The 18,966-nt window shown below is 68.3% G+C and carries 18 protein-coding genes and 1 pseudogene; 7 read left to right on the top strand and 12 right to left on the bottom strand.

The features are described from left to right. Window positions 1-84: 84 nt before the first annotated feature. Both casG and APZ21_RS20715 read right to left on the bottom strand, forming a co-directional pair. Window positions 85-1,761, bottom strand: coding sequence for a steroid-24-oyl-CoA synthetase (gene casG / locus APZ21_RS20720; RefSeq protein WP_054814937.1), 1,677 nt, complete (start codon window positions 1,759-1,761; stop codon window positions 85-87). Between the two features lie 37 nt (window positions 1,762-1,798). Continuing rightward, window positions 1,799-2,839 (bottom strand): NAD(P)-dependent alcohol dehydrogenase, encoded by a 1,041-nt coding sequence (locus tag APZ21_RS20715; RefSeq protein WP_054814968.1) that lies wholly within the window; start codon window positions 2,837-2,839, stop codon window positions 1,799-1,801. Window positions 2,840-3,035: 196 nt separating this feature from the next. Between APZ21_RS20715 and APZ21_RS20710 the strand changes: the two genes are divergently transcribed. From APZ21_RS20710 to APZ21_RS20700, 3 genes are all read left to right on the top strand, one after another. Further along, a complete protein-coding gene (locus APZ21_RS20710; RefSeq protein WP_054814936.1) occupies window positions 3,036-3,689 on the top strand; it encodes a TetR/AcrR family transcriptional regulator in 654 nt (217 codons plus the stop codon). A 172-nt stretch (window positions 3,690-3,861) separates the two neighbouring features. Beyond that, complete coding sequence (locus APZ21_RS20705) at window positions 3,862-4,623, top strand: DUF6319 family protein (protein WP_239476740.1); 762 nt, start codon at window positions 3,862-3,864, stop codon at window positions 4,621-4,623. A gap of 35 nt (window positions 4,624-4,658) precedes the next feature. Continuing rightward, a complete protein-coding gene (locus APZ21_RS20700) occupies window positions 4,659-5,303 on the top strand; it encodes a TetR/AcrR family transcriptional regulator (RefSeq protein ID WP_054814967.1) in 645 nt (214 codons plus the stop codon). A gap of 23 nt (window positions 5,304-5,326) precedes the next feature. Here APZ21_RS20700 and APZ21_RS20695 read toward each other — a convergent pair whose 3' ends face one another. The 3 genes from APZ21_RS20695 to APZ21_RS20685 are packed head-to-tail and all read right to left on the bottom strand — an operon-like array spanning window position 5,327 to window position 8,054. Next, a complete protein-coding gene (locus tag APZ21_RS20695) occupies window positions 5,327-6,871 on the bottom strand; it encodes a GGDEF domain-containing protein (protein ID WP_082393316.1) in 1,545 nt (514 codons plus the stop codon). Continuing rightward, on the bottom strand, window positions 6,871-7,431 hold the full coding sequence (locus tag APZ21_RS20690; protein WP_239476739.1) for a hypothetical protein: 561 nt from the start codon (window positions 7,429-7,431) through the stop codon (window positions 6,871-6,873). The genes APZ21_RS20695 and APZ21_RS20690 overlap by 1 nt, the downstream gene beginning before the upstream one ends. A 23-nt stretch (window positions 7,432-7,454) precedes the next feature. Continuing rightward, complete coding sequence (locus APZ21_RS20685) at window positions 7,455-8,054, bottom strand: pyruvoyl-dependent arginine decarboxylase (RefSeq protein WP_239476738.1); 600 nt, start codon at window positions 8,052-8,054, stop codon at window positions 7,455-7,457. 341 nt (window positions 8,055-8,395) lie between these two features. Between APZ21_RS20685 and APZ21_RS36450 the strand changes: the two are divergent. Then, a pseudogene (locus APZ21_RS36450) lies at window positions 8,396-8,578 on the top strand (Na+/galactose cotransporter); the annotation flags it as partial. Between the two features lie 338 nt (window positions 8,579-8,916). On the opposite strand, the gene APZ21_RS20675 reads toward APZ21_RS36450, so the two are convergent. The 6 genes from APZ21_RS20675 to APZ21_RS20650 all read right to left on the bottom strand — a co-directional run bounded on the left by APZ21_RS20675 (window position 8,917) and on the right by APZ21_RS20650 (window position 16,110). Next, window positions 8,917-9,615 (bottom strand): DUF8020 domain-containing protein, encoded by a 699-nt coding sequence (locus APZ21_RS20675; protein WP_054814932.1) that lies wholly within the window; start codon window positions 9,613-9,615, stop codon window positions 8,917-8,919. A gap of 142 nt (window positions 9,616-9,757) precedes the next feature. Next, window positions 9,758-11,236: a PepSY-associated TM helix domain-containing protein gene (locus tag APZ21_RS20670; RefSeq protein WP_156371232.1), complete on the bottom strand. Its 1,479-nt coding sequence runs from the start codon at window positions 11,234-11,236 to the stop codon at window positions 9,758-9,760. A 130-nt stretch (window positions 11,237-11,366) separates the two neighbouring features. Beyond that, window positions 11,367-11,930: a hypothetical protein gene (locus tag APZ21_RS20665; RefSeq protein WP_054814931.1), complete on the bottom strand. Its 564-nt coding sequence runs from the start codon at window positions 11,928-11,930 to the stop codon at window positions 11,367-11,369. 109 nt (window positions 11,931-12,039) lie between these two features. After that, the gene (locus APZ21_RS20660) at window positions 12,040-13,701 is read right to left on the bottom strand and encodes an acyl-CoA synthetase (RefSeq protein ID WP_054814964.1); all 1,662 of its coding nucleotides are present in this window, start codon (window positions 13,699-13,701) and stop codon (window positions 12,040-12,042) included. A 127-nt stretch (window positions 13,702-13,828) separates the two neighbouring features. Beyond that, window positions 13,829-15,454 carry an acyl-CoA synthetase gene (locus tag APZ21_RS20655; protein ID WP_156371231.1) on the bottom strand — a complete coding sequence of 542 codons (1,626 nt, stop codon included), beginning with the start codon at window positions 15,452-15,454 and terminating at the stop codon, window positions 13,829-13,831. Window positions 15,455-15,600: 146 nt separating this feature from the next. Then, entirely contained in the window at window positions 15,601-16,110 is a 510-nt protein-coding gene (locus APZ21_RS20650) for a winged helix-turn-helix domain-containing protein (RefSeq protein ID WP_054814930.1), read from the bottom strand. Window positions 16,111-16,257: 147 nt separating this feature from the next. Here APZ21_RS20650 and APZ21_RS20645 point away from each other — a divergent pair, with 147 nt between their 5' ends. Together APZ21_RS20645 and APZ21_RS20640 are read left to right on the top strand one after the other, a co-directional pair. Beyond that, the gene (locus APZ21_RS20645) at window positions 16,258-16,935 is read left to right on the top strand and encodes a hypothetical protein (protein ID WP_054814929.1); all 678 of its coding nucleotides are present in this window, start codon (window positions 16,258-16,260) and stop codon (window positions 16,933-16,935) included. A 101-nt stretch (window positions 16,936-17,036) separates the two neighbouring features. Beyond that, the gene (locus APZ21_RS20640) at window positions 17,037-17,306 is read left to right on the top strand and encodes a hypothetical protein (protein WP_054814928.1); all 270 of its coding nucleotides are present in this window, start codon (window positions 17,037-17,039) and stop codon (window positions 17,304-17,306) included. On the opposite strand, the gene APZ21_RS34270 is transcribed toward APZ21_RS20640, so the two are convergent. Continuing rightward, window positions 17,221-17,934: a site-specific integrase gene (locus tag APZ21_RS34270; protein WP_156371230.1), complete on the bottom strand. Its 714-nt coding sequence runs from the start codon at window positions 17,932-17,934 to the stop codon at window positions 17,221-17,223. The genes APZ21_RS20640 and APZ21_RS34270 overlap by 86 nt on opposite strands. 97 nt (window positions 17,935-18,031) lie before the next feature. On the opposite strand from APZ21_RS34270, the gene APZ21_RS20635 reads away from it, so the two are divergent. Further along, entirely contained in the window at window positions 18,032-18,919 is an 888-nt protein-coding gene (locus tag APZ21_RS20635; RefSeq protein ID WP_054814927.1) for an aminoglycoside phosphotransferase family protein, read from the top strand. The last annotated feature ends 47 nt before the right edge of the window (window positions 18,920-18,966 follow it).

Genomic DNA, 18,966 nt, shown 5'->3' with positions numbered 1-18,966 from the left:
GACCCGCGGGTCGCGCGAGGTGTCGGTGCGGCGGCGAGGAAGGCGGACCCGGCGGTCCGGGAATAGGCGAATGCCTCTCGCGGGTCAGTCGCCCGATTCCGCCAGCAGGTCGGCGACCGCGGTGCGCACCACCTTGCCCGTGGCGTTGCGGGGCAGTTCCGCGGTGATCAGCCGCCACTGGGTCGGGACCTTGTAGTAGGCCAGCCGCTCGCGGGCGAAATCGGCGAGATCGCTGTCCGTCACCGCGTCCGCGTCCGCGAGCACCACCACCGCGGCCACCCGCTGCCCCAGATCGGCGTCCGCGACGCCGAGGACCGCGGATTCGCGCACCGCGGGATGTTCGTCGAGACATTGCTCGACCTCGGTCGGGTACACGTTCTCCCCGCCGCGCAGGATCAGATCCGACCGCCGCCCGGACAGCCGCAGCCTGCCCTCTTCCACGATGCCGATATCGCCCGTGCGCAGCCAACGATCCGGGGTGATGGCCGCGGCGGTGGCGGCCTCGTCGTTCCAATAGCCCAGCATCACATAGGGACTGCGCAGCCAGATCTCGCCTTCGACGCCGTCGGCGACCGGCTCGCCCGCCGCGTCGCGGATCTCCAGCGTGACGCCGACGACCGGTCTGCCGACGGTGTCCGGGAACGCGGCCAGCTCGGCCGGACTCGCCAGGGTGGCCGCCGTACTGCATTCGGTCATACCGTAACTGGTGACCAGCGCGTGCTGGGCGACCGGAAGCCGTTGCCGCAGCGACTGTTGCAGCGCCTCCGACGACGGCGCGGAATTCAGCGAAAACGCCGCGAGCGAGGACAGGTCGTAGCGCGATAGGTCGGTCTCGAGCAGCCTGCTCGCCATGGTCGGCATCGCGCCCCAGTTGGTGATGCGCTCGCGCTCGATGAGCGCGGCGATCCGGTCGGCGTCGAAGGCGCCCTGGTAGATGACGGTGGTGTCGCCAGTGACCATGCGCGGGATCACCAGGTTGTGCAGGCTCGCGATATGGAACAGCGGTGAGGTCAGCAGGAAACGTCGTCCCCGGGGCGATCCGTCGTCGCTTCGGCCACGCATCCGCGCGGTGAGCGCGTCGTTGAAACGGTGATACTCGATGACCGCCAAGAGGTTTCGTTGTGAATGCACCGCGCCCTTCGGGCGTCCGCTCGTGCCGCTGGTGTAGAGCACGATCGCCGGATCGTCCTCCGCGCGCGCGGCCGGCGGTGCGGACGCGCCATCGAATTCCTCGATGAGCGCGGGAATGTCGTGCTCCATCGTCAGGACCCGCGCCTCGACGGACAGGTCGGTCAGTCGTGTCGCGCGCTTGGCGTCCACGATCAGCACCGTCGGGGTGGTGTGGCCGAGGCCGTAGTCGATCTCGCGCGGGGTCCACCAGGCGTTGTAGCCGACGACGATCGCGCCGAGCCGCTGCGCGGCCCAGAAACTCACGACCCACTCGATGCTGTTGGCCGCGAGGATGCCGACCCGATCGCCCGCGCCGACGCCGAACCGCTCGCGCAGTGCCGCGGCCAGCGCGGCGACGGCGGCGGCGTGGTCGGCGTAGGACAGATGCCGCCCTTCGGTCACGAGGTAGTCGCGCTCGCCGAGGGCCTCGGACTCCAGCAGGACCTCGGACAGGGCGCGGCGGCGATGGCGCATGAGCGGTACGGGCGCGCCGAGCACGTTCTCGACGACCATCTCGAACGGTCCGCCGGGACCGGTCAGTTCGGCGGCGATCTGCGCCGGAGACGGTTGCGGGTCAAGGGATTTCGTCACAGATTAGTTCCTCGTTCGATGGGTCGGCGGTGGCGCGTCACGGGACGAGTACGGCCCGCCCGCGGATGAGTCCGCGGTCAAGTCGATCCAGCGCCTCGCGTCCGTCGGCCAGGTCGAAGCGCTCGATCTCCACCCGCAGCCGACCGGTGCGCGCGAGCCCGATCGAGTCGATCAGGTCGGATCTGGTGCCGCCGTAGGATTTCCGCACCGTGGCGCCCCACGGCCAGCCCGGACCGCCCGCGGGGCCTGCGGTGATCTCCGGCGCGCCGCCGCCGAGTCCGATCATCCGGTAGGCGCCATTGGGCGCCACCGACTCCACGGCCAGTTTCGCGGTCTGGTCGGCGCCGACGAAGTCGAAGACCGCCGCCGCGCCGCGCCCGTCGGTGCGATCGAGTATCGCCGCGGCCGTGCCCGCGCCCGCGAGCAGCCCCTCGTGTGCGCCGCAGTCGGTGGCGAGGGCGAGTTTGTCCTCGCTGATGTCGACCGCGACGACCGTGGCCGCGGTGGTGGCCCGCAGGATCTGCACCGCGACGTGGCCGAGTCCGCCGATGCCGATCACCACTGCGGTCGAACCGGGACGCAATTGTTCGCGGGCGCCCGCGATGGCGTGAAAGCTCGACAATCCGGCGTCGGCGATCGGGGCTGCCTGGAGGAAGTCAAGATCGCCGATGGGCACGAACGAACTCGCCGGGATGCGGACGTATTCGGCCATGCCGCCGTCGGGGCCGAGTCCGGGACACGGCGGCATGGCCGTGCGGCCCGCGGCCATGCAGACATTCTCGTTCCCGCTGACGCACTCCCGGCAGATCCCGCACGACCAGCACAGGTAGACGATGCCGCGTTCGCCCGCGCGTCGCCCGACCACCTCGGAGCCGACGGCCTCGATGGTGCCGGCGATCTCGTGGCCGAGGGTGAGGGGTTCCTCGCGCATGCGGAACGGCACGTGCAGTACATGCAGATCCGAATGGCAGATGCCCGCCGCGGCGACGCGCAGCAGCAGATCCGACGGCCCGATCTCGGGGACGGGAACCTCACGCAGCTCCAGGGTTTGGGGACCGGTGAGTTGCAGCGCCTGCATCGTGGACTTGGTCATATCGGTTCCTCGGGTACGCACCGCCATCGGCGGACCCGCGGGCTTGTGGGCGCCGACACTGTCGACACAGGTTCGAACACACAGTGATGTCGGCAACAAACTAACAGTCGCTGGACGTCGTGTCTACTGAATGACATGATGTCCACCGAATACGCGCGGCAGGGAAAGGTCGAGGTGGGGCATGGCGTCCACAGCGTCGGAGTCGGAACACGGCGACGGGCACCGCGTCGCGCCGACGCTGCGTGACGAACAGAAATCGCGCACAAGGGGCCGTTTGATCGACAGCGCGCGCACCCTGTTCGCCCGGCAGGGCTATGCCGCGGTCCGGGTCGACGACATCGCGGGCGCGGTCGGATGCAGTCGCGCGACCTTCTATCTGCACTTCTCCGGCAAGGCCGATGTGCTGCGCGCGCTGGCGGCGCAGAGCACGATGCCGACCTGGCGGGAATTCTGGGCCGATCTGGACCGGGTGCTCGACACGGGTTCGCGCGCGGAGTTCGCGCGGTGGGTGGGTCGCGCCATCGCCTGGTTCCACGAATACCGGGATCTGCTGCCCGCCTGGGACGAGGCGATGGCGCTCGATCCGGGGTTCCGCGAGATCGCGCGCGCGGGTATCCACGCACTGCCCGACGCCATGCCCGCCTATTCGGCGCGCTGGCCCGCGGACCGCCGCGACGAGGCCCGGCTGCGGGTGGAACTGTTCGTCGCGCAGGTGGAACGGTTCTTCACCCGGTGGGCCGAACCGGAGGCCGTCGAGTTCACCGCGGAAGGGGCCGCGGCGGTGATCACCGATATCTGGTACCCGGCGCTGTGCGTGCCGCCCTCGGGCGGGTGAGCGCGCGCAAGTAACTAGAGATTCGCTTCGGGCTCGCGGATGGTGCTCACGGCGGCCTATTTGCCGACGGCCTGTGTAACTGTCGGTGGCGTGCGGCATCATCTGTGCACGCAGCTATCCACGAAACCGCTCGGAGTGCACCATGCCGTCGCCACGGACCAGGCCCAAACCATTGTCGGACACAGAGATCGAGCAGATAGCTGCCGAGATCGAAGGCGGCCGGCCGCCGATGGTGTGGTTCACCGCGGCGGCCGTGGGCGTGCAGGCGGGCCGTTCCGGCAAGGTGGTCGCGCTCGGCGATCCGGCCGACGGTGATTTCCTGCAGGTCAGGCCGACCGGCTCCAAGGATGTACTGTCCTTCTCGCCGAGTGAGGTCACCATGACCAAACCGCCTCGCGCGGCGGGCCCGGCGCCCAAGAGCGCCGCCCCGTCGAAGACGCCCAACAGGAAGGATGATTCCCCCGTGACCCAGCCGTCGACCTCGACCAGCGTCGCGACACCGTCCGCCCACTCGGCGGCCGTCACCGCGCCCTCTAAACCCGTTGCCGCCGTGTCCGATACGGACGAGCAGGCCGGGGCAAAGGAGGCGGCGGCCAAAGCGGCCGCGAGCGGGGCCGCGGCGCCCGCCGCGAAAGCCGCGGCCAAGACGACGGCGCGTAAGCCGAGGGCGACGGCCGAGGTCACCGTGACCCTCACCGGTACCGCCGACGGCGAATGGACCGTCGACGTGGTCAACGGCAAGAAGCGCACGCTCCGCGGTCTCGCGGTGTCCAGCGCGGCCGTCGCACAGGCCGCCAAGGTACTGCATCCCGAGGTGGCCGACGTGGTCGCGGGCATACTGGAGGCAGCGCGCGGTGTGCAACAGGCCAAGGTCGCCCAGTTGCAGGCCGAACTGGCCGAGGCGCGCAAACTGCTCGACGAGTTGTCCGAATAGTGGAGATCACCGCGCCGACCTCGGCGGAGAATCGGATGTTGTTGCGTTGGAACGACTTTGCCGAAAGGCATCGGGTCGCACGGAATGCCGCGCTTGGTTCGCAGCGCGGCAGGCTCGTCGAGGCGATCGTCGCCTCGGTGGAGGACAAGGGCTACGCGGCGACAACTCTGTCCGATATCGTCGCGCTGGCGCGGGTTTCGCGCAGCAAGTTCTACGAGCACTTCGCGGGTAAGGAGGAGTGCTTCCTCGAGGCCATGCGGGTGGCGCAGGCGTCGCTGGCCCGGCGCATCGCCGAGGCGATGACGCAGTTGGGCGAGGCCGACGCGGGCGCGAGGATCGCCGCGGTGGTCACCACATTCTGCGATGTGGTCGCCGCCGAGCCGGGATTCTCGCGCGTGGTGATCGTGGAATCACTGTGTATGGATCGGGCCACGGTCGAGCTGCGCGACTATGCCGCCGACGTCTGCGGTGAGCTGTACCGCGACTGCTACGAACTCGCGCGCGCCGAGGACCCGTCGCTGCCGGAGCTGTCCGACGCGCTCATCGCCCTCATTCCGGATGCCATCGTCGAGCGCACCCGGCGGGTGATCATAGAAGAGGGCGCGGCGGCACTGCCCGCCAAGGCGCCGCTGTTCATCGAATTCGTGCACGCGACCCTCGGTTTGCCCCGTCCGGCCTGACCGGGCGCGGCCGGCCCAGACGGTCAGACCGCGGTTTCGCGCCGACGGGTCCGGCGCGAGGTCGAGGACTCGGTCGAGGCATTCGGCCCGGCGGTGAGCGCGCCGCGGTGCGCGTCCTCGTGGAAGGCGTAGCCCATCGAATACTCCTTGGCGTGGTACATGGCCGAATCGGCGGCGCGGATCAGGTCGTAGACCGCGGATTCCGAATCGCGCGGTCCACCGCAGGCGATTCCGATGCTCACGGTGATGGGCACCTCCCCCGCGCTGAGTTCGAATGGCCGGACGAAGGCGCCGAGCAGGCGCTCGGCCAGGGTGGCGGCGCGCCCGCGTTCCAGCCGCGCCAGCACCACGAATTCGTCGCCTCCGTAGCGGGCGACCACATCGTCGCGGCGCACCGTGCGCCGGATGCGCGCGGCCGCGTCCGCGATGAGTTCGTCGCCGACGGCATGTCCGTAACTGTCGTTTACCAGCTTGAATCCGTCGAGGTCGATGAAAAGCAGACAGACCGGCTGATCGCTGTGCCCGCCCTCGCGGCCTAGTGCGCGCAGCAGCGCCGAGCGGTTGAGCAGGCCGGTGAGCATGTCGTGGTCGGCCTGGTACTGGGCGCGCCGCTCACTGCGCGCCGAGCGCTGGATGGCGCGCTCGCTGCGCACCAGCACCCCGATCAGCAGAAGGGCGAACAGCGAGGACACCACGATGCGGTCGACCGAGCCCAGGCTCGACCCGACCACGGGCACCAGCGAGGCCACGATGAGCGCGACGGCGATGAAACTCGCGCGCTGGCGCGACCGGTGCGGGTGGATACGCCGCGGCGCGCCGAGGGAGGCCATGGTCGGATGCAGTGCCGCTATGCCTACGGTCGCGTAGGCCAGCAGCAGCGGGGTCAGTAGCAGATCGTGCCCGATGCTCGCGGTGCCGGCGGTCTCGAGGCTGTAGCCCAGATCGCCCACCAGCACCGCGATCAGTCCCAGGTGCACCAGTCGCAGCGAGGTCTCCGAGCGGTTCGCCGTCGCCACCGAATGCGCGATCAGGGTGAGCAGCAGCGCGTCCAGCACCGGATACACCGCCGCCAGCACGGTGTGGGTGGTGGTCGTCGCGGTGCGCAGGATGGGGGAGATGAGGAAGGTCCACGAGGCCAGCAGCGCGGCGAGTCCGATGAGTGCGGAATCGAGCATGAGTTCGTAGTCGCGCCCGACGTGGCGCGGCCGCAGCCACAGCGCAGCCGCCGCGCCGATTCCGCAGTAGCCCGCCAGCGTGCACAGATCGTCCCAGGGGCCGTTATAGCCCGGGGTGAAGTCACGCAGGGTGATCCCGGTGGCGAACAGCACCGCCGAGGCCGACAGCAGGTGCCAAGGCAGCGGGCGCGCGGGCCGGTGCTTGCGCAGTCCGCCCGCGACCATGACCAGCGCCCCGGCCACCACGACGATCATGACGACCAGGGCGAGCAGTGCGGAACCGATGAGCAGCGGCAGCGCGATCACCGTCGTCCAGCCGACGAGAAGCAGTGCGCACCAGGCATTGAGGCCGCACGGCGGCGATGATGTGGACTGCACTTCGCTGACTGTCATCAGCCCCCCTTGGTCGTCGCGTCCTCGGTGAACCGTGCGGCGTAATACGTCTGTGAATCCTCCACCGTGACTTCGACGTTCGCTTGTTCATCGAGTACCGCGCGGATGCTGTCGGCGAACGAGAGCTCAGTGTTGTTGTACGAGCAGATGTCCCAACCGACCGCGGCGCGTTGGGCCACCAACACCTGGACAACCGATTTGATCATGGCATGGAATGCCGCGCCTTGTCGCGCACTTGGGGCAACAAGTGTGAATCCCGCGTAATAGATTGCGTTCCGAGCGGCGTGTTCCGGATATCGCGCCGCGAAATAGTCGGGACTGATCCACGGCACCGTTTCCAGGTGTCTGGTAAGCGTCGTGACGCCGATCGGCTCGCCGTCGCCTGTGCGCGCGACATATTTCTGCACCCGCGGGTCGATCATCTCCTCGCGGAATTCCGAGCGGTGCAGTACCTGTCGGGCGATCGCTTTTGTGCGCAACGGACCGAACGCTTCCTCGTAGAGTCGGTGGAACATCTCGATCCGGTCCTCCGTAATCGTCGTCTCGACGGTGACGTGCACCTCGTCGCGACCCGCGTCGCGCGTCATCGTTCCAGCTCCCAGCCCGCGGTCCGATACGCGGCCAGTACGAGCGCGCAGGCCGGGTCGCCCTCGCACCGAATTTCGGAGACGGCCGATCGTACCGGGCCGAAAGTCTCCGGCCGGTGTCCGGTCATATCGTCCAGACTCGTTCGGATGAGAGCTTCGACCTGCTCGGCGCGGGCGGCCTCGTGCTCGACGAAAAGTCCTGCCCCCGAATCGTCGTCGCGTAAAGCCCAGCCGATGCCCGCGGCGGCGGTGTCGCCGTATTCGTCGACGTGTCGGGACGCGTAGACGCAATACAGCCGATCACCCCAGTGGATCGGTTTGCGCACCCGGGCGCCGCGGCGCAGCACGGCGCGCGGCGGAATCACCGAAGAAAGGCGAATCAAGTTGGCATCACCCACTCCCAGCTCACGCAGCGCGGCGTCGAAAGCGGACAAGGCGGTCGGCCCCACCCCGGTCGCGGCGCCGATCTCGATCGTCAGCGGCGCCCCGCGGTCGGGTGGGGATTGCGTGACGCGCGGTCGGCCCAGGGGCGGGCGAAGTCGATCGATCCACTGGAGCCCGAGTAGGCCGCTGCATGGGGTAGTGGTGTGAATCATAGTGCCCTCCCGTAACCGACGACCTGTTTTGTAGGCCGTTCATGCGTCAAATTCGACTGTGCGTCAGGATCTTCGATCGCGCACGCCCTTCGGCGAATGCGGTGCTGGCACGGCGTGTCCCGGACAGTGTCGGCGTGCCGTTCGGTACGGGCGTGCCATCGTCGGGGCCGTGCGGCGGACCCGCTGCGATCGGTTGTGTCGATTCGACCGTCCGATGTGGCGGCCACACGGCATGTCGCGAGCCGGAGTCCGCGTGTCCCGGCGATTGCCGAAAAATAGCTTCCGGCCGTGGAAGTCGGCTGTCTTCGTCGGTCCGTTGGCCCGGCGGCGGGTGTCGTCGAGTAACCGGTCTGGCGTTCATCTCGGCCAACCTCGGCGTGGTCGAGATCATGGGCATGTCGGCCAACGGCGCCGAATACGGTTTCCCGACCTTCCACTACTTCCGGATCGGCGCGGTGCCCGCCAGGCTGTTCTTCGGCGTGGTGATGATGCCGTTCTACTACGGCTCGAAGGTGCGCAGCGTGCGCTGGCGACCCACTCCATCTCCGCGGCCCGGCGCACCCCCATCATCGGCGCCTATCCCAAGATGTTCATTCCGCTGATCGTGGTGATCCCGGGCATGATCAGCGCGGTCCTGGTGCCGCAGATGGTCGAGTACCGGCATAGCCCTGGTGATCGTCTCGGCGCTCTTCGTCACCTGGGCCCTTGTCCGCCCCATCCAGGTTCCCGAACCGCCCGCCGACCCCGAACCCCCCGAAGGCGATTCGGTGGTCTGACCCGTGAGCGCGTGCGCCCCGCGGTCGAGAAGACGCGGTGTCGGTTCCCGCCGTCGCCGAGCCGGAACCGATACCGATCGATCCGGTTACTTCGCGGGTGGGGTGAAGGGCTGGTTGGTGGTGACGACGTATTGGATGGCGGCGCCGATGGCTACCGGAGCGGTGATGGCGATCTGGCCGATGAGCGTGCCGAGGGCGCCGACGGCGACGATGCCGCCCACGCAGCCGACGACCGCGGCGGGGACGAAGGGGCCGAAGAGGCCGACGATGGTGGCCGAGGCGACGGTGGCGCCTGCGACGCCGCCCAGGACGCAGCCGATGGCGCCGCCCGCGATGCCGCCGACGAGGGTGCCGAGGGTGGCGCCCATACCGATGGTGCTGGTCATACGGCTCCAGGCGGCCTGTTCGCGGTCGAATGCGTTCTTCCAGGGGGCCTTGTCCTCGTAGGGCAGTGCGACGGGCTTGTATACGGCGCTGTCCATCGACAGCCGCGGAGTGAGGGTCGCCTCCCGGCCGGAGATCGCCGCGGCGATGGGGAATTCGAAATCATCGATACGGAAGGTCAGCGGCGCGCCCGCGACCACGGTGCCGTCGGGCGATTCGATCTTCAGCGCATTGTCCTCCACGAGCAGCGAACCGGAGTCGATGGTGATGATCGAGGCGGTGTCGGTGGCGCGCGCGGTGAAGCCGATGGCGTCCGGTTCCGCGGCCGTGCCGACGGCCGCGGTGATCCCGACGGCGGTGGTCAGGAGGGCAATGACGAGAGCTAGTGAGCGAATCTTCATGGGGTAGTGGTCCTTTCGGAAAGTGCGGAGTTCTCGGTGCACGTCCTGACGCGGACGTGACGCACCGGCGGAGCTGCCGGATGGCAGTCCGCGCGCGGCCGCGTGTCGAATCGCCGCGCCCGGTGTGCGGGCGCGGCGGATGTCAGGAGGTCTTCTCGACTTGTCTTGTGCGCCCGATGATTCCGAGTATCAGGTCGATCGTGAGGAATCCGAGCAGGCTGATTCCGATCAGGGGCGCGAACCAGCCGATCACCGCCGCGGCGGCGATCAGCGGCACGGCCACCCACGGCGATGCCTTGCGCAGCGCCCCGCGCCGCGGCGGGCGTCCGAGGGCGAAGCCCGCATTGCCGCGCGCCGGTCTACGCTGCCACCACATGCGGTACCCGAGCGCGATCACGACGATCAGCCCGGTCATCGCGGCCAGCAGCAGCAGTTGATTGAGCGGCCCGAACATCAGACCCATGTGGAACTGAATGCCCCAGTTGGTCGATTTCGCCATCAGCGGCCAGTCCGCGTAATCCAGACGCGCGGTGACCGCTCCGGTCGCGCCGTCGACGGCCACCGAATCCACGGTGTAGGTGCCCGGCATCCGACGCTGCTTCACGGTGAAGGCGGTGTCGTCGTTCGAGGGCACCGAGACCTCCACGCCCCGGGTGACGCCCGCCTCCCGTGCCGCGCCGAGAACCGCGTCGAGTTGGGCGATGCGCGTGGCGATCTCGATGGTCCGCGGCGTCGACTCGTCCGCGCCGTGATGGTCGCCGGCGGCGGGCGGGTGTGCCGCGGTCCCGGGCAGCGCGGTGCTGACCGACGGTGTCTTCCAGCTGAGCTGCTGGCGCAGCTCGCCGATGTTCGCCCCGGCGTAGGTGGACCAGGTCATCCCGGTCACCGACAGCAACAGCAGCAGCGGCAGCACCCACACGCCGATCGCGCCGTGCCAGTTCATCGCCCGGAGCCGACCCGCCTTCGTGCGGTCGGGGGCGAACAGCCAACGGGCCGAATCGCGGTCGCGACGCGAGCGCACCCGTCGAATCCACAGCACCAGTCCGGCCAGTGCGATGACCCACAGCCAGGACGCGGCCAGTTCACTGTAGAGGCGGCCGAATTCGCCGAGGTGCAGGTCACGGTGCAGGCGGTCGATCCAGGTGCGCAACGGCAGCGCCCCGGAACTGCCGTAGACCACCGATTCGCCGATCGGCCGCGCGCTGTAGGGGTCGACGAAGACCGCGCGCCGTTCGGATTCGCCCAGTGACGGATCGCTGAACAGCACCCTGGTCGTGTCGTCGGCCTCCGGTGCGGGCGCGACGGCGACCAGCGCGAGGTCGGGCCGAGTGGCCACGGCCGCGGCGACCTGGTCGGACAGTGGACGAGCCGAGGCGCCCGGCTCCACCTTCAGCAGGTCGTGTGACGTGATCTGTTCCAGCGTGGGCGATATCGCGTAGAGCGCGCCGGTGATTGCCGCGATGAGGATGAACGGCGCGACGAAGACGCCGGCGTAGAAGTGCAGTCGCATGGCCAGTGCCTGCACTCCCGCGCCGGGTGTCCGCCGCGGTCGGGCGTATTCGGGTGGCGGCGCCGGACTCTCGGCGTCGCGGGTGACGTTTTCTGTTGTGCTCACGATCATTTCGATTCTGAGAATGGGAATCCGGTGCGGCGGCCGTCATTGCGCGAACAGCCCAGCGAGACGCGTATCGAGACAGGGTTCTCGCAGCTGAGCGATTCGCGGACGACAGGTCCGCACACCGGAGAAGGAATCAGAGACGAACGAGCACGGGCGGACCCCGCGTGCGCAGCGATTCGGCCGCGAAGATCCGCAGGATGACCCGATCGCGGTGCGCGGTGCGCGGCGGTTCGGGTTCGGCGAGCGCGGGCAGGTGCCGCGGAAGCGGGACGATATGGGCCAGGACGGCGGTCCCGATCCGGTACGCGGTCTCCGCGCCGCGGATGAGGGCGGCGGCGGCGAAGGCCGCGAGAATATGGGCGAGCACCATGTGCGGGGTCAGCCGAGCGTCACCGTGATGCAGGTGCCCCGAACCGAAACCCGCCGCGAGGTGGCCGAGCAACTGCCCGCCGACCAGGGCGGCGACCAGGCCGAACGCGGTGTCGCGCAGCGGACCGAGCCCGGCGACCAGCGCACCGACGACCGCTGCGACCGCGGCCAGCAGCATGACCGCCGCGCTGTCGGGCGCAACGGCGCCGCTCGCCCAGCCGTGCGCGGCCAGTGCCAGCGCCCCCGAGATCGCACCGGCCGAGCCACCGCGCACCCGCGCGACGGCGCCGCGGTCCACCGCGGTCGGCCGGCCGAACTCGATACTCACCCGCTGATGGTAACCGAGCCGTTATCAACGCTGCCCATCGGTGATCCCGACGTCGAAACGACCGCGGCCGGTCCGCCCGGAACCGGCCGCGACGACGTACGCCTGCGTCTCAGACCGCGTCGACCTCCATTTCGATGAGCGGTTTGCGCAGCAGTTTGCCGGTGGCGTTACGCGGCAGTTCGTCCAGGAAGATCACCTCGCGCGGCACCTTGTAGCGGGCGAGGTTGGCCTTGACGAAATCCTTGATCTCCTGCGGGTCGCGCTTTGAATCCGGCCCGGGTACCACGAACGCGCGCAGTCGCTTGCCGAACTCCCGGTCCGCCACGCCGACGACCGCGGCCTCGAAGACGTCGTCGCGGCCCGCGATGAGGTTCTCCACCTCGAGCGGGAAGACGTTCTCGCCGCCGGAGACGATCATGTCGTCGTCGCGGCCGTCGATGTAGAGCAGACCCTCGGCGTCGAAATGGCCGACGTCGCCGCTGGACATCATGCCGTCGACGATTTCCTTGGTGCGCCCGTCGGTGTAGCCGGTGAAGGCGAAGCCGTTGTCGACGAAGATCGTCCCGGTGACATTCGGCTCGGTGATCGGCCGCCGATTCTCGTCCAGCAGCACGATCCGTATCCCGACCGGAGCCCTGCCCGCGGTGGTCGGCGCCTTACGCAGATCCTCCGGCGTCGCCACCGTCATGACCGCGCATTCGGTGGAACCGTAGAGGTTGTAGAGGCTGTCGTTGAAGCGGTCGAGCGCGCGGGTGACCACGTCGGGCGCGATGGCCGAGCCCGCGGCGAAGATCACCTTGATGCTGTCGGTGTCGTACTGGGCGAGTACGTCATCGCCCAGATCCAGAATCCGCTGCAACATCGTCGGCACCACGACCAGCGAATCCGCCTTGTACTTCGCGATATTGGCCAGCGTCAGCCGCGGGTCGAAGCGCCGCTGCTGGAAGACCACCCGGTTGCCGAGCGCCAGGCCGATGGTGAACTGCGACAGACCCGTGCCGTGGAAGATCGGCGCGGCCATGATCATGGTGCCGTTGCTCGGCAGCGGCACCCGGTCCACGAACTGGGCCGAGGCGAACGGGCTGACCCGGTCGCGCGGTGCGCCCTTCGGCGTGCCGGTGGTGCCGCTGGTGAGGATCACCAGGCCGCCCGGTTTGGCGGGCGCGCTCAGCGGCGCCGAGGAGTGCCCGGCCGCCACCGACTCCAGGGTCGCGGTCGCGGCGTCGGCGCCGTCCTTCTCGTCCACCCAGGTCAGAATGCGCGGAATCGACTCGGGGATGGCGCTCATGAGATCGAGGAATTCGCTGTCGTGCAGGACGGCCTTGACCTTCTCGCGAGCCGCCACGTCGGCGAACTGCGGCTTGGCGAATCCGGTGTTCATCAGCACCGCGCGCACACCGAGCTTGCCGGTGGCGAGCAGGCTGAGCACCATCCCGCGATGGTCACGCGCCAGCAGCGCGATCACGTCGCCGGGTTCGATACCGCGCGCTTGCAGGCCCCGTGCCAGCGCGTTGGACTGCTCGTTCAGCTGTCCGAAGGTCAATTCGCCGCGTTCGTCGACGATGGCCGCTGCCCCCGGCCTCGTCTGTGCGGAATGCATGACCACGCCCGCGAAGGGGCCGAACTTCAACACGTTGAAGGCCGAACGGGCGGCGTGGTCGGGCCGCAGCGGGTTGAACAGCCGCCGTTTGACCATGACGTTCACGCCCAGCGCGGCATCGGCCGCCTTCCGGGCGGTGCCACCTAGGGCAGGGAAGGAGAGAGACGACATCGACAACAACCTTCCGCGATCCACCCACGGGGTGAGCGGTGATGTGGACCGCAACTTCGAGATCCAGTGCTGTCGCCAACAATAGCAACCGCAAATGGGAACGCTGTGGTTGTCGTCTCAGGCCGAACTAGGCGTCGATCTCGTATTCGACGAGTACCCGGCGCAGCAGTTTGCCGGTCGGATTGCGCGGGAGGTCCTCGAGGAAGACGACATCGCGCGGCACCTTGTAGCGGGCGAGATTGTTCTTGACGTGGGACTTGATCTCCTCGCCGTCGGGAGTGTGACCCTCGGCGACGACGACGAAGGCGCGCAGCCGCTTGCCGAACTCCAGATCATCGACCCCGATGACCGCCACGTCGAACACGTCGACTCGTTCCAGCAGCAGGTTCTCCACCTCCTGCGGGAAGACGTTCTCACCGCCGCAGACGATCATGTCGTCGTCGCGTCCGTCCACCATGAGCAGGCCGTGCTCATCGAAATGGCCGACGTCGCCGCTGGACATGTAGCCGTCGATGATCTGCTTGTGGCGGCCGTCGGTGTACCCCTCGAACGGCGCGCCGCTGCGCACGAAGATGCGCGCGGTGGTGTCGATCGAGGTCACCCGGCGGTCCTGGTCGTCGTAGAGGCGGACCTCGCAGGTCACGGGGGAGCGTCCGACGGTGCCGGGCGCGATGGCGAGCTCATCGGGAACGGCGACCGTGGCGATGGCGCATTCGGTGGACCCGTAGAGGTTGTACAGCACCGGCCCGAACACCTCGGTCGCCTTGACGCACAGTTCCGGCGACAGCGCCGAGCCCGCGAGCAGGATGCACTTCAGCGACGACAGGTCGTAGCGCGCGCGGACCTCCGCGGGCAGTTCCGTCATGCGGTGCAGCATGGTCGGCACCGCCACCAGCATCTCGGCCTTGTGGTCGGAGACCATCTTCAGCGTCGCCTCGGCGTCGAAGCGGCGGCGCACCACCACCTTGTTGCCGATGGCCGCGCCGACCAGCCACGTGCCGAGACCGGTGCTGTGGAAGATCGGCGACACGATGACCTGGGTGCCGCGGATGGGGAACGGGATGCGATCCACGAACTGCGCGGTCGCCAACGGTGATGCCTTGTGCCGTGGCGCGCCCTTGGGCAGGCCGGTGGTGCCGCTGGTCAGGATGATGAACCCGCCCGGCTTGCTCGGGGCGGGCAGCGGCTCGCTGGAGTTCGCGGCGATCAGATCGTCGAAAGTCTGTTCGTCGCCGGGTAGTTCGGCACCCTCGTCGACCCAGGTGAGATAGCGCGGTAGGTCGGCGGGCAGGGCGTCGAGCAGGCCGAGGAATTCGCTGTCGTGCAGTACGGCCTTGACATTCTCCCTGGCGCACACCTCGGCGAATTGTGGCTTGGCGAAACCGGTGTTCATCAGCGCGATTCGCACGCCGAGCTTGCCCGCGGCGACCATCGCCAGGATCAGTCCGCGGTGGTCGCGGCACAGCGCGCCGATGACCGTGCCCTCGGTGATACCGGCCGCTCGCAAACCGCGGGCGATCGCGTTGGCCTGCTTGTCGAGTTCGCCGTAGGTCAGCTCACCGCGCTCGTCGACGAGTGCGGGCGCGTCCGGCGAGATTCGGGCCGTGTGCTGCACGAGGGTCGCCTGCGGCCCGAAGACCTTGGATTCCCGGAGGGTGCGCAACGTCTCGAGCGGCTTGGTCGGATCGGAGATGCCATTGCTTCGCAGCAGTCCGAGCGCTTTCACGACTTCGAGTACGTGCGCGATCCTCATATCCGACACCTCCACGGCAACTCGCGAGGCACCCGGCCGCGCGAATCTGAAACGATCCAGTGCGCACACCGTAGCAGGATGTGTCGTGCATCACGTTTGAAGCCGACAAAATGGACATCACTCGTTGTCGGTTCGTGTCGCGCGGCTCAGCGGCGGGCGCTGGCCAAGGCCACAAGCAGCGGTACCACCCGTCCGGGCGGAACCTCGAAACGTCCTCGTCCCGCGGTCTGCAACCAGCCTACCGCCGCCAGTTGGCGCAGATGGTGATAGATCTGCCCCGACGTGCCGACACCGTCGAGTTCGGCGAGTTCCGCGGCGGTGCGCCGTCCGTACAGAATGGCCCGCAGCAGTCGCAGGCGCACCGGGCTCCCCAGTGCGGCAAGGCATTCGGCGGCGCTGTCGGCATCGTCGAGCAGCAGGTCGTCGGTGCTGAAGCTCATCTGCCAGCCGTAGCCGTCGCCCGCGGGCAGATGACCGGAGCCCGCGAAGAGTATGCCGCCGTTGACGACCTCGGCTTCCGCGAAATCGGCGGTGAGTCGTCGGATCGCCCAATTCGGTCCTTCGGCGACCGCGCCGCTCGAATGGCCCGGCCGGGTGGCGGCCTCCAGTGCCGCGATGCGGCGTTCCAACGCCGCGACACGTCCTTCCAGGTTCACGCCGACGAGATTATGGAATTACGTAGTACTTGACAATTCGGGAGCCGCAGGTTCGCACACTTGGTGAATTATCTTTCCGTCCTTGCGGATTCGTAGTTCACGCGGCGGCCGATCGAGACGCGGGACCCGGGCGCTAGGGTGCTTCGCATGCGTATCGTGGCCTTGGCGGCACTGGTAATTCTCACGGCAGCCTGCTCATCGACGACCGAACCCACCGTCCCGGAGGCGCCGAGTTCGACCACCGCCGCGGCGGTCGCGCCGAGCACCACCGCGAAGGCCGAGACCGCGCCGAGCGACAATGCGCCGTTGGGCGAGGTGTCGAGCTGGGTCGACGGTGGAAGTCAGATCGACGGCGCGAAATACGGTTGGGCCGGCACTGAGGACGGGACAAGGAGCGCGCTCGGCGACGGTGATCGCGCCTTCACGAGTCCGACCGGCAAGATCCGTTGCACGACCGACGGACACGAAGGCAACCACACCCTGGTCTGCCTGGTGGACCTGAAGAACCCGCCATCGAAGCCGCAAGGGCAGCAGGGCAACTGGGTCGGCGGCTGGGTCGAGTTCGGCGGACAGACCCTGACCGTCGGCGGACTGCACGGTGACCCGGGTCCGTTCGTGCGCGGTTACGGCCAGGAACTGCCCTACGGTTCGGAGATCGTCGTACACGGCACCAAGTGCCGGATGGATTCGGCCGGCCTGTACTGCGTGAACAAGCAGGCGGGCACCGGATTTCACGCGAGTGACGCCGGTGTGGTGACCTACGGCTGTCTCGCCGAGGAGGCCACGCCGCGCGGGGTGAACGCGGGCGAGTACTACACCTGCTGACACTTTCCGGCGCGGTGGCTCCCGCTCGACGCCACGGTCTCGCCCAGCGTCGGAGCGGTGTCACGCGCTCGGTTGTGCGGAATGTCCACTAGGGTCCAGGCATGGGCAGCATCATCAAGAAGGCCGCGAGTCTGGACTACAACGACCTCGGGGCGTTGGTGAAGCTGAAACGTCACGACACCGAAGTCGTCGGCCTGCTCGTCGGCTTCACCCTGGCGCAGGGCGTCGATGTCGAACTCGCGTTGGCCGTCGAGGTCCTGGAACCCGAGGACGTCACCGCCTACCTCAGCGCCGACAGCACCCTCGAGCTACGCGGCGACCAGTACGAAGGCGACGCCGCCGACCTCGAAGGCTGGACGGCCACAGCCTGACCTCGTCCCTACTCGACCGGCACCGGCCGCATCGCGACCGGTGCCGTTTCATGTTGCCCGCCAATGTGATCGAGCACGGGTTTCGCACGTCCTTGGGCTGGTTATTGGCGATCTCGACCACGGTGCCGTCGCGGCGGCGCACCGTATGTGTCAGCACCGGCGACCGGTTCATGTGCCCGACCGCGACAGCCCACCCGTAGAGCAGCTTGAACGCCGCCAGTTCCCGTGCCCACTTGTTGCCGCCGATGCGGCGCGGGTTGTCCGGCGACCGGTGTCGCCACGACTCGTAATCGTCGATCTCCCCGTAATCGGCGTCTTCCCAATACTTTTCACGATGAGGAAGGAATGTGAAGAACAGCCGGTAGTCCTTGGCATAGGCCCGTTTGGACTCCTCGGCCAGGAACCCGAACTTCGACCGGCGCAGGAAATACGCCGGCCGGGCATCGACACGCCCGGCCGGGTCGATCAGAACCGGCGTCCCCGGCTCGATACTCAGCGCACGCTCACGGCTGTCGATGACGGCCCACTCATCCAACTTCGGCAGAAACTCCCGCGGCACCACCGCATCCCGCGACGTCCAATACAGCAGCCATTCTTCACCGAGCAGATCACCGGCACCGGATTCCATGCGGTGCGTCAGAACACGTCAGCACGCAACACGCCTGGACCTTCCGGGGAAGACCGATGCTAGCGTCCCTGCGCATGGAGCGGTCGGAGGCTTATTGATGGACGAGTTCAAGTTTGAGCAGGACCTGGTGCGGGCGCTGCTGCGGGAACAGCATCCTGATCTCGCAGACCTCGAACTCCGGGACGTCGCCGGAGGCTGGGACAACCAGCAATGGCGACTCGGGCCGAAGTTGGCCGTGCGCTTGCCGCGTACCGAGCGCGCGCCTGCCCTGCTGCACACCGAGCAGACGTGGCTGCCCGTGTTGGCGAACTACCTGCCGCTGCCAACTCCCACCCCGGTGCGTATCGGCAAACCCTCGAGTCTGTTCGAGCACACCTGGACGATCGCGCGCTGGGTCGAGGGTGAACCGGCCGATCACGAGCCGATCACACGCATTGATGCTGCCGAGGTCCTCGCCGAGTTCCTTGGCGCGCTGCACGACCGGGCGCCCGCAGACGCGCCGACTAACCCTACGCGCGGCATCCCTCTGGCCGGATTGCAGGAAGGGGTCGACCGCGGGTTCGAGATCCTCGCCGACCACGCGAGCGCTGACAGTGCACGGGAAGTCTGGAAGAAGGCCGTAGCAGCGCCGGTCTGGCAGGGCGCGCCACTGTGGCTGCATGGTGACTTGCATCCGGCGAACGTGATCGTCCGGGACGGGACGCTCGCTGGGGTGATTGACTTCGGCGAGATGTGCGCAGGCGATCCCGCGACCGACCTTTCAGCCGCCTGGATCCTGTTGCCTGCCGGCGCGGCGAGCCGGTTCTTCGACGCCTATGAGCAGGCCGACGAAGCGACCATCACCCGGGCTCGCGGCTGGGCTGTCCTGCGCGCCCTGGGCCTGATCCAGATCGGACAGAACGGCAAGCGTCGTCTGCCCGGGGGCAAACCGACCTGGGAACCAGCGGGCTACGCCACCCTTGAACGGGTCCTGGCGGGGCACTGACCGCATGGCCGCACGGTGATGACTCAGCCCGGCGTGCTACGAGCAAT

It is taken from the genome of Nocardia arizonensis (assembly GCF_001310275.1).
GTDB lineage: Bacteria > Actinomycetota > Actinomycetes > Mycobacteriales > Mycobacteriaceae > Nocardia > Nocardia arizonensis.
Note: the sequence above shows the minus strand (reverse complement) of the source record. Positions and strands in the feature narration are given on the sequence as shown.

Excerpts from the sequence above, each read along its gene's own strand:
- APZ21_RS20715 (WP_054814968.1), bottom strand. The coding sequence starts at position 2,839 with ATGCAGGCGCTGCAACTCACCGGTCCCCAAACCCTGGAGCTGCGTGAG.
- APZ21_RS20645 (WP_054814929.1), top strand. The coding sequence starts at position 16,258 with ATGCGTATCGTGGCCTTGGCGGCACTGGTAATTCTCACGGCAGCCTGC.
- APZ21_RS34270 (WP_156371230.1), bottom strand. The coding sequence starts at position 17,934 with ATGGAATCCGGTGCCGGTGATCTGCTCGGTGAAGAATGGCTGCTGTAT.
- APZ21_RS20710 (WP_054814936.1), top strand. The coding sequence starts at position 3,036 with ATGGCGTCCACAGCGTCGGAGTCGGAACACGGCGACGGGCACCGCGTC.
- APZ21_RS20670 (WP_156371232.1), bottom strand. The coding sequence starts at position 11,236 with ATGATCGTGAGCACAACAGAAAACGTCACCCGCGACGCCGAGAGTCCG.
- APZ21_RS20675 (WP_054814932.1), bottom strand. The coding sequence starts at position 9,615 with ATGAAGATTCGCTCACTAGCTCTCGTCATTGCCCTCCTGACCACCGCC.
- APZ21_RS20685 (WP_239476738.1), bottom strand. The coding sequence starts at position 8,054 with ATGATTCACACCACTACCCCATGCAGCGGCCTACTCGGGCTCCAGTGG.
- APZ21_RS20640 (WP_054814928.1), top strand. The coding sequence starts at position 17,037 with ATGGGCAGCATCATCAAGAAGGCCGCGAGTCTGGACTACAACGACCTC.
- APZ21_RS20695 (WP_082393316.1), bottom strand. The coding sequence starts at position 6,871 with ATGACAGTCAGCGAAGTGCAGTCCACATCATCGCCGCCGTGCGGCCTC.
- APZ21_RS20700 (WP_054814967.1), top strand. The coding sequence starts at position 4,659 with ATGTTGTTGCGTTGGAACGACTTTGCCGAAAGGCATCGGGTCGCACGG.
- APZ21_RS20655 (WP_156371231.1), bottom strand. The coding sequence starts at position 15,454 with ATGAGGATCGCGCACGTACTCGAAGTCGTGAAAGCGCTCGGACTGCTG.
- APZ21_RS20660 (WP_054814964.1), bottom strand. The coding sequence starts at position 13,701 with ATGTCGTCTCTCTCCTTCCCTGCCCTAGGTGGCACCGCCCGGAAGGCG.
- APZ21_RS20635 (WP_054814927.1), top strand. The coding sequence starts at position 18,032 with ATGGACGAGTTCAAGTTTGAGCAGGACCTGGTGCGGGCGCTGCTGCGG.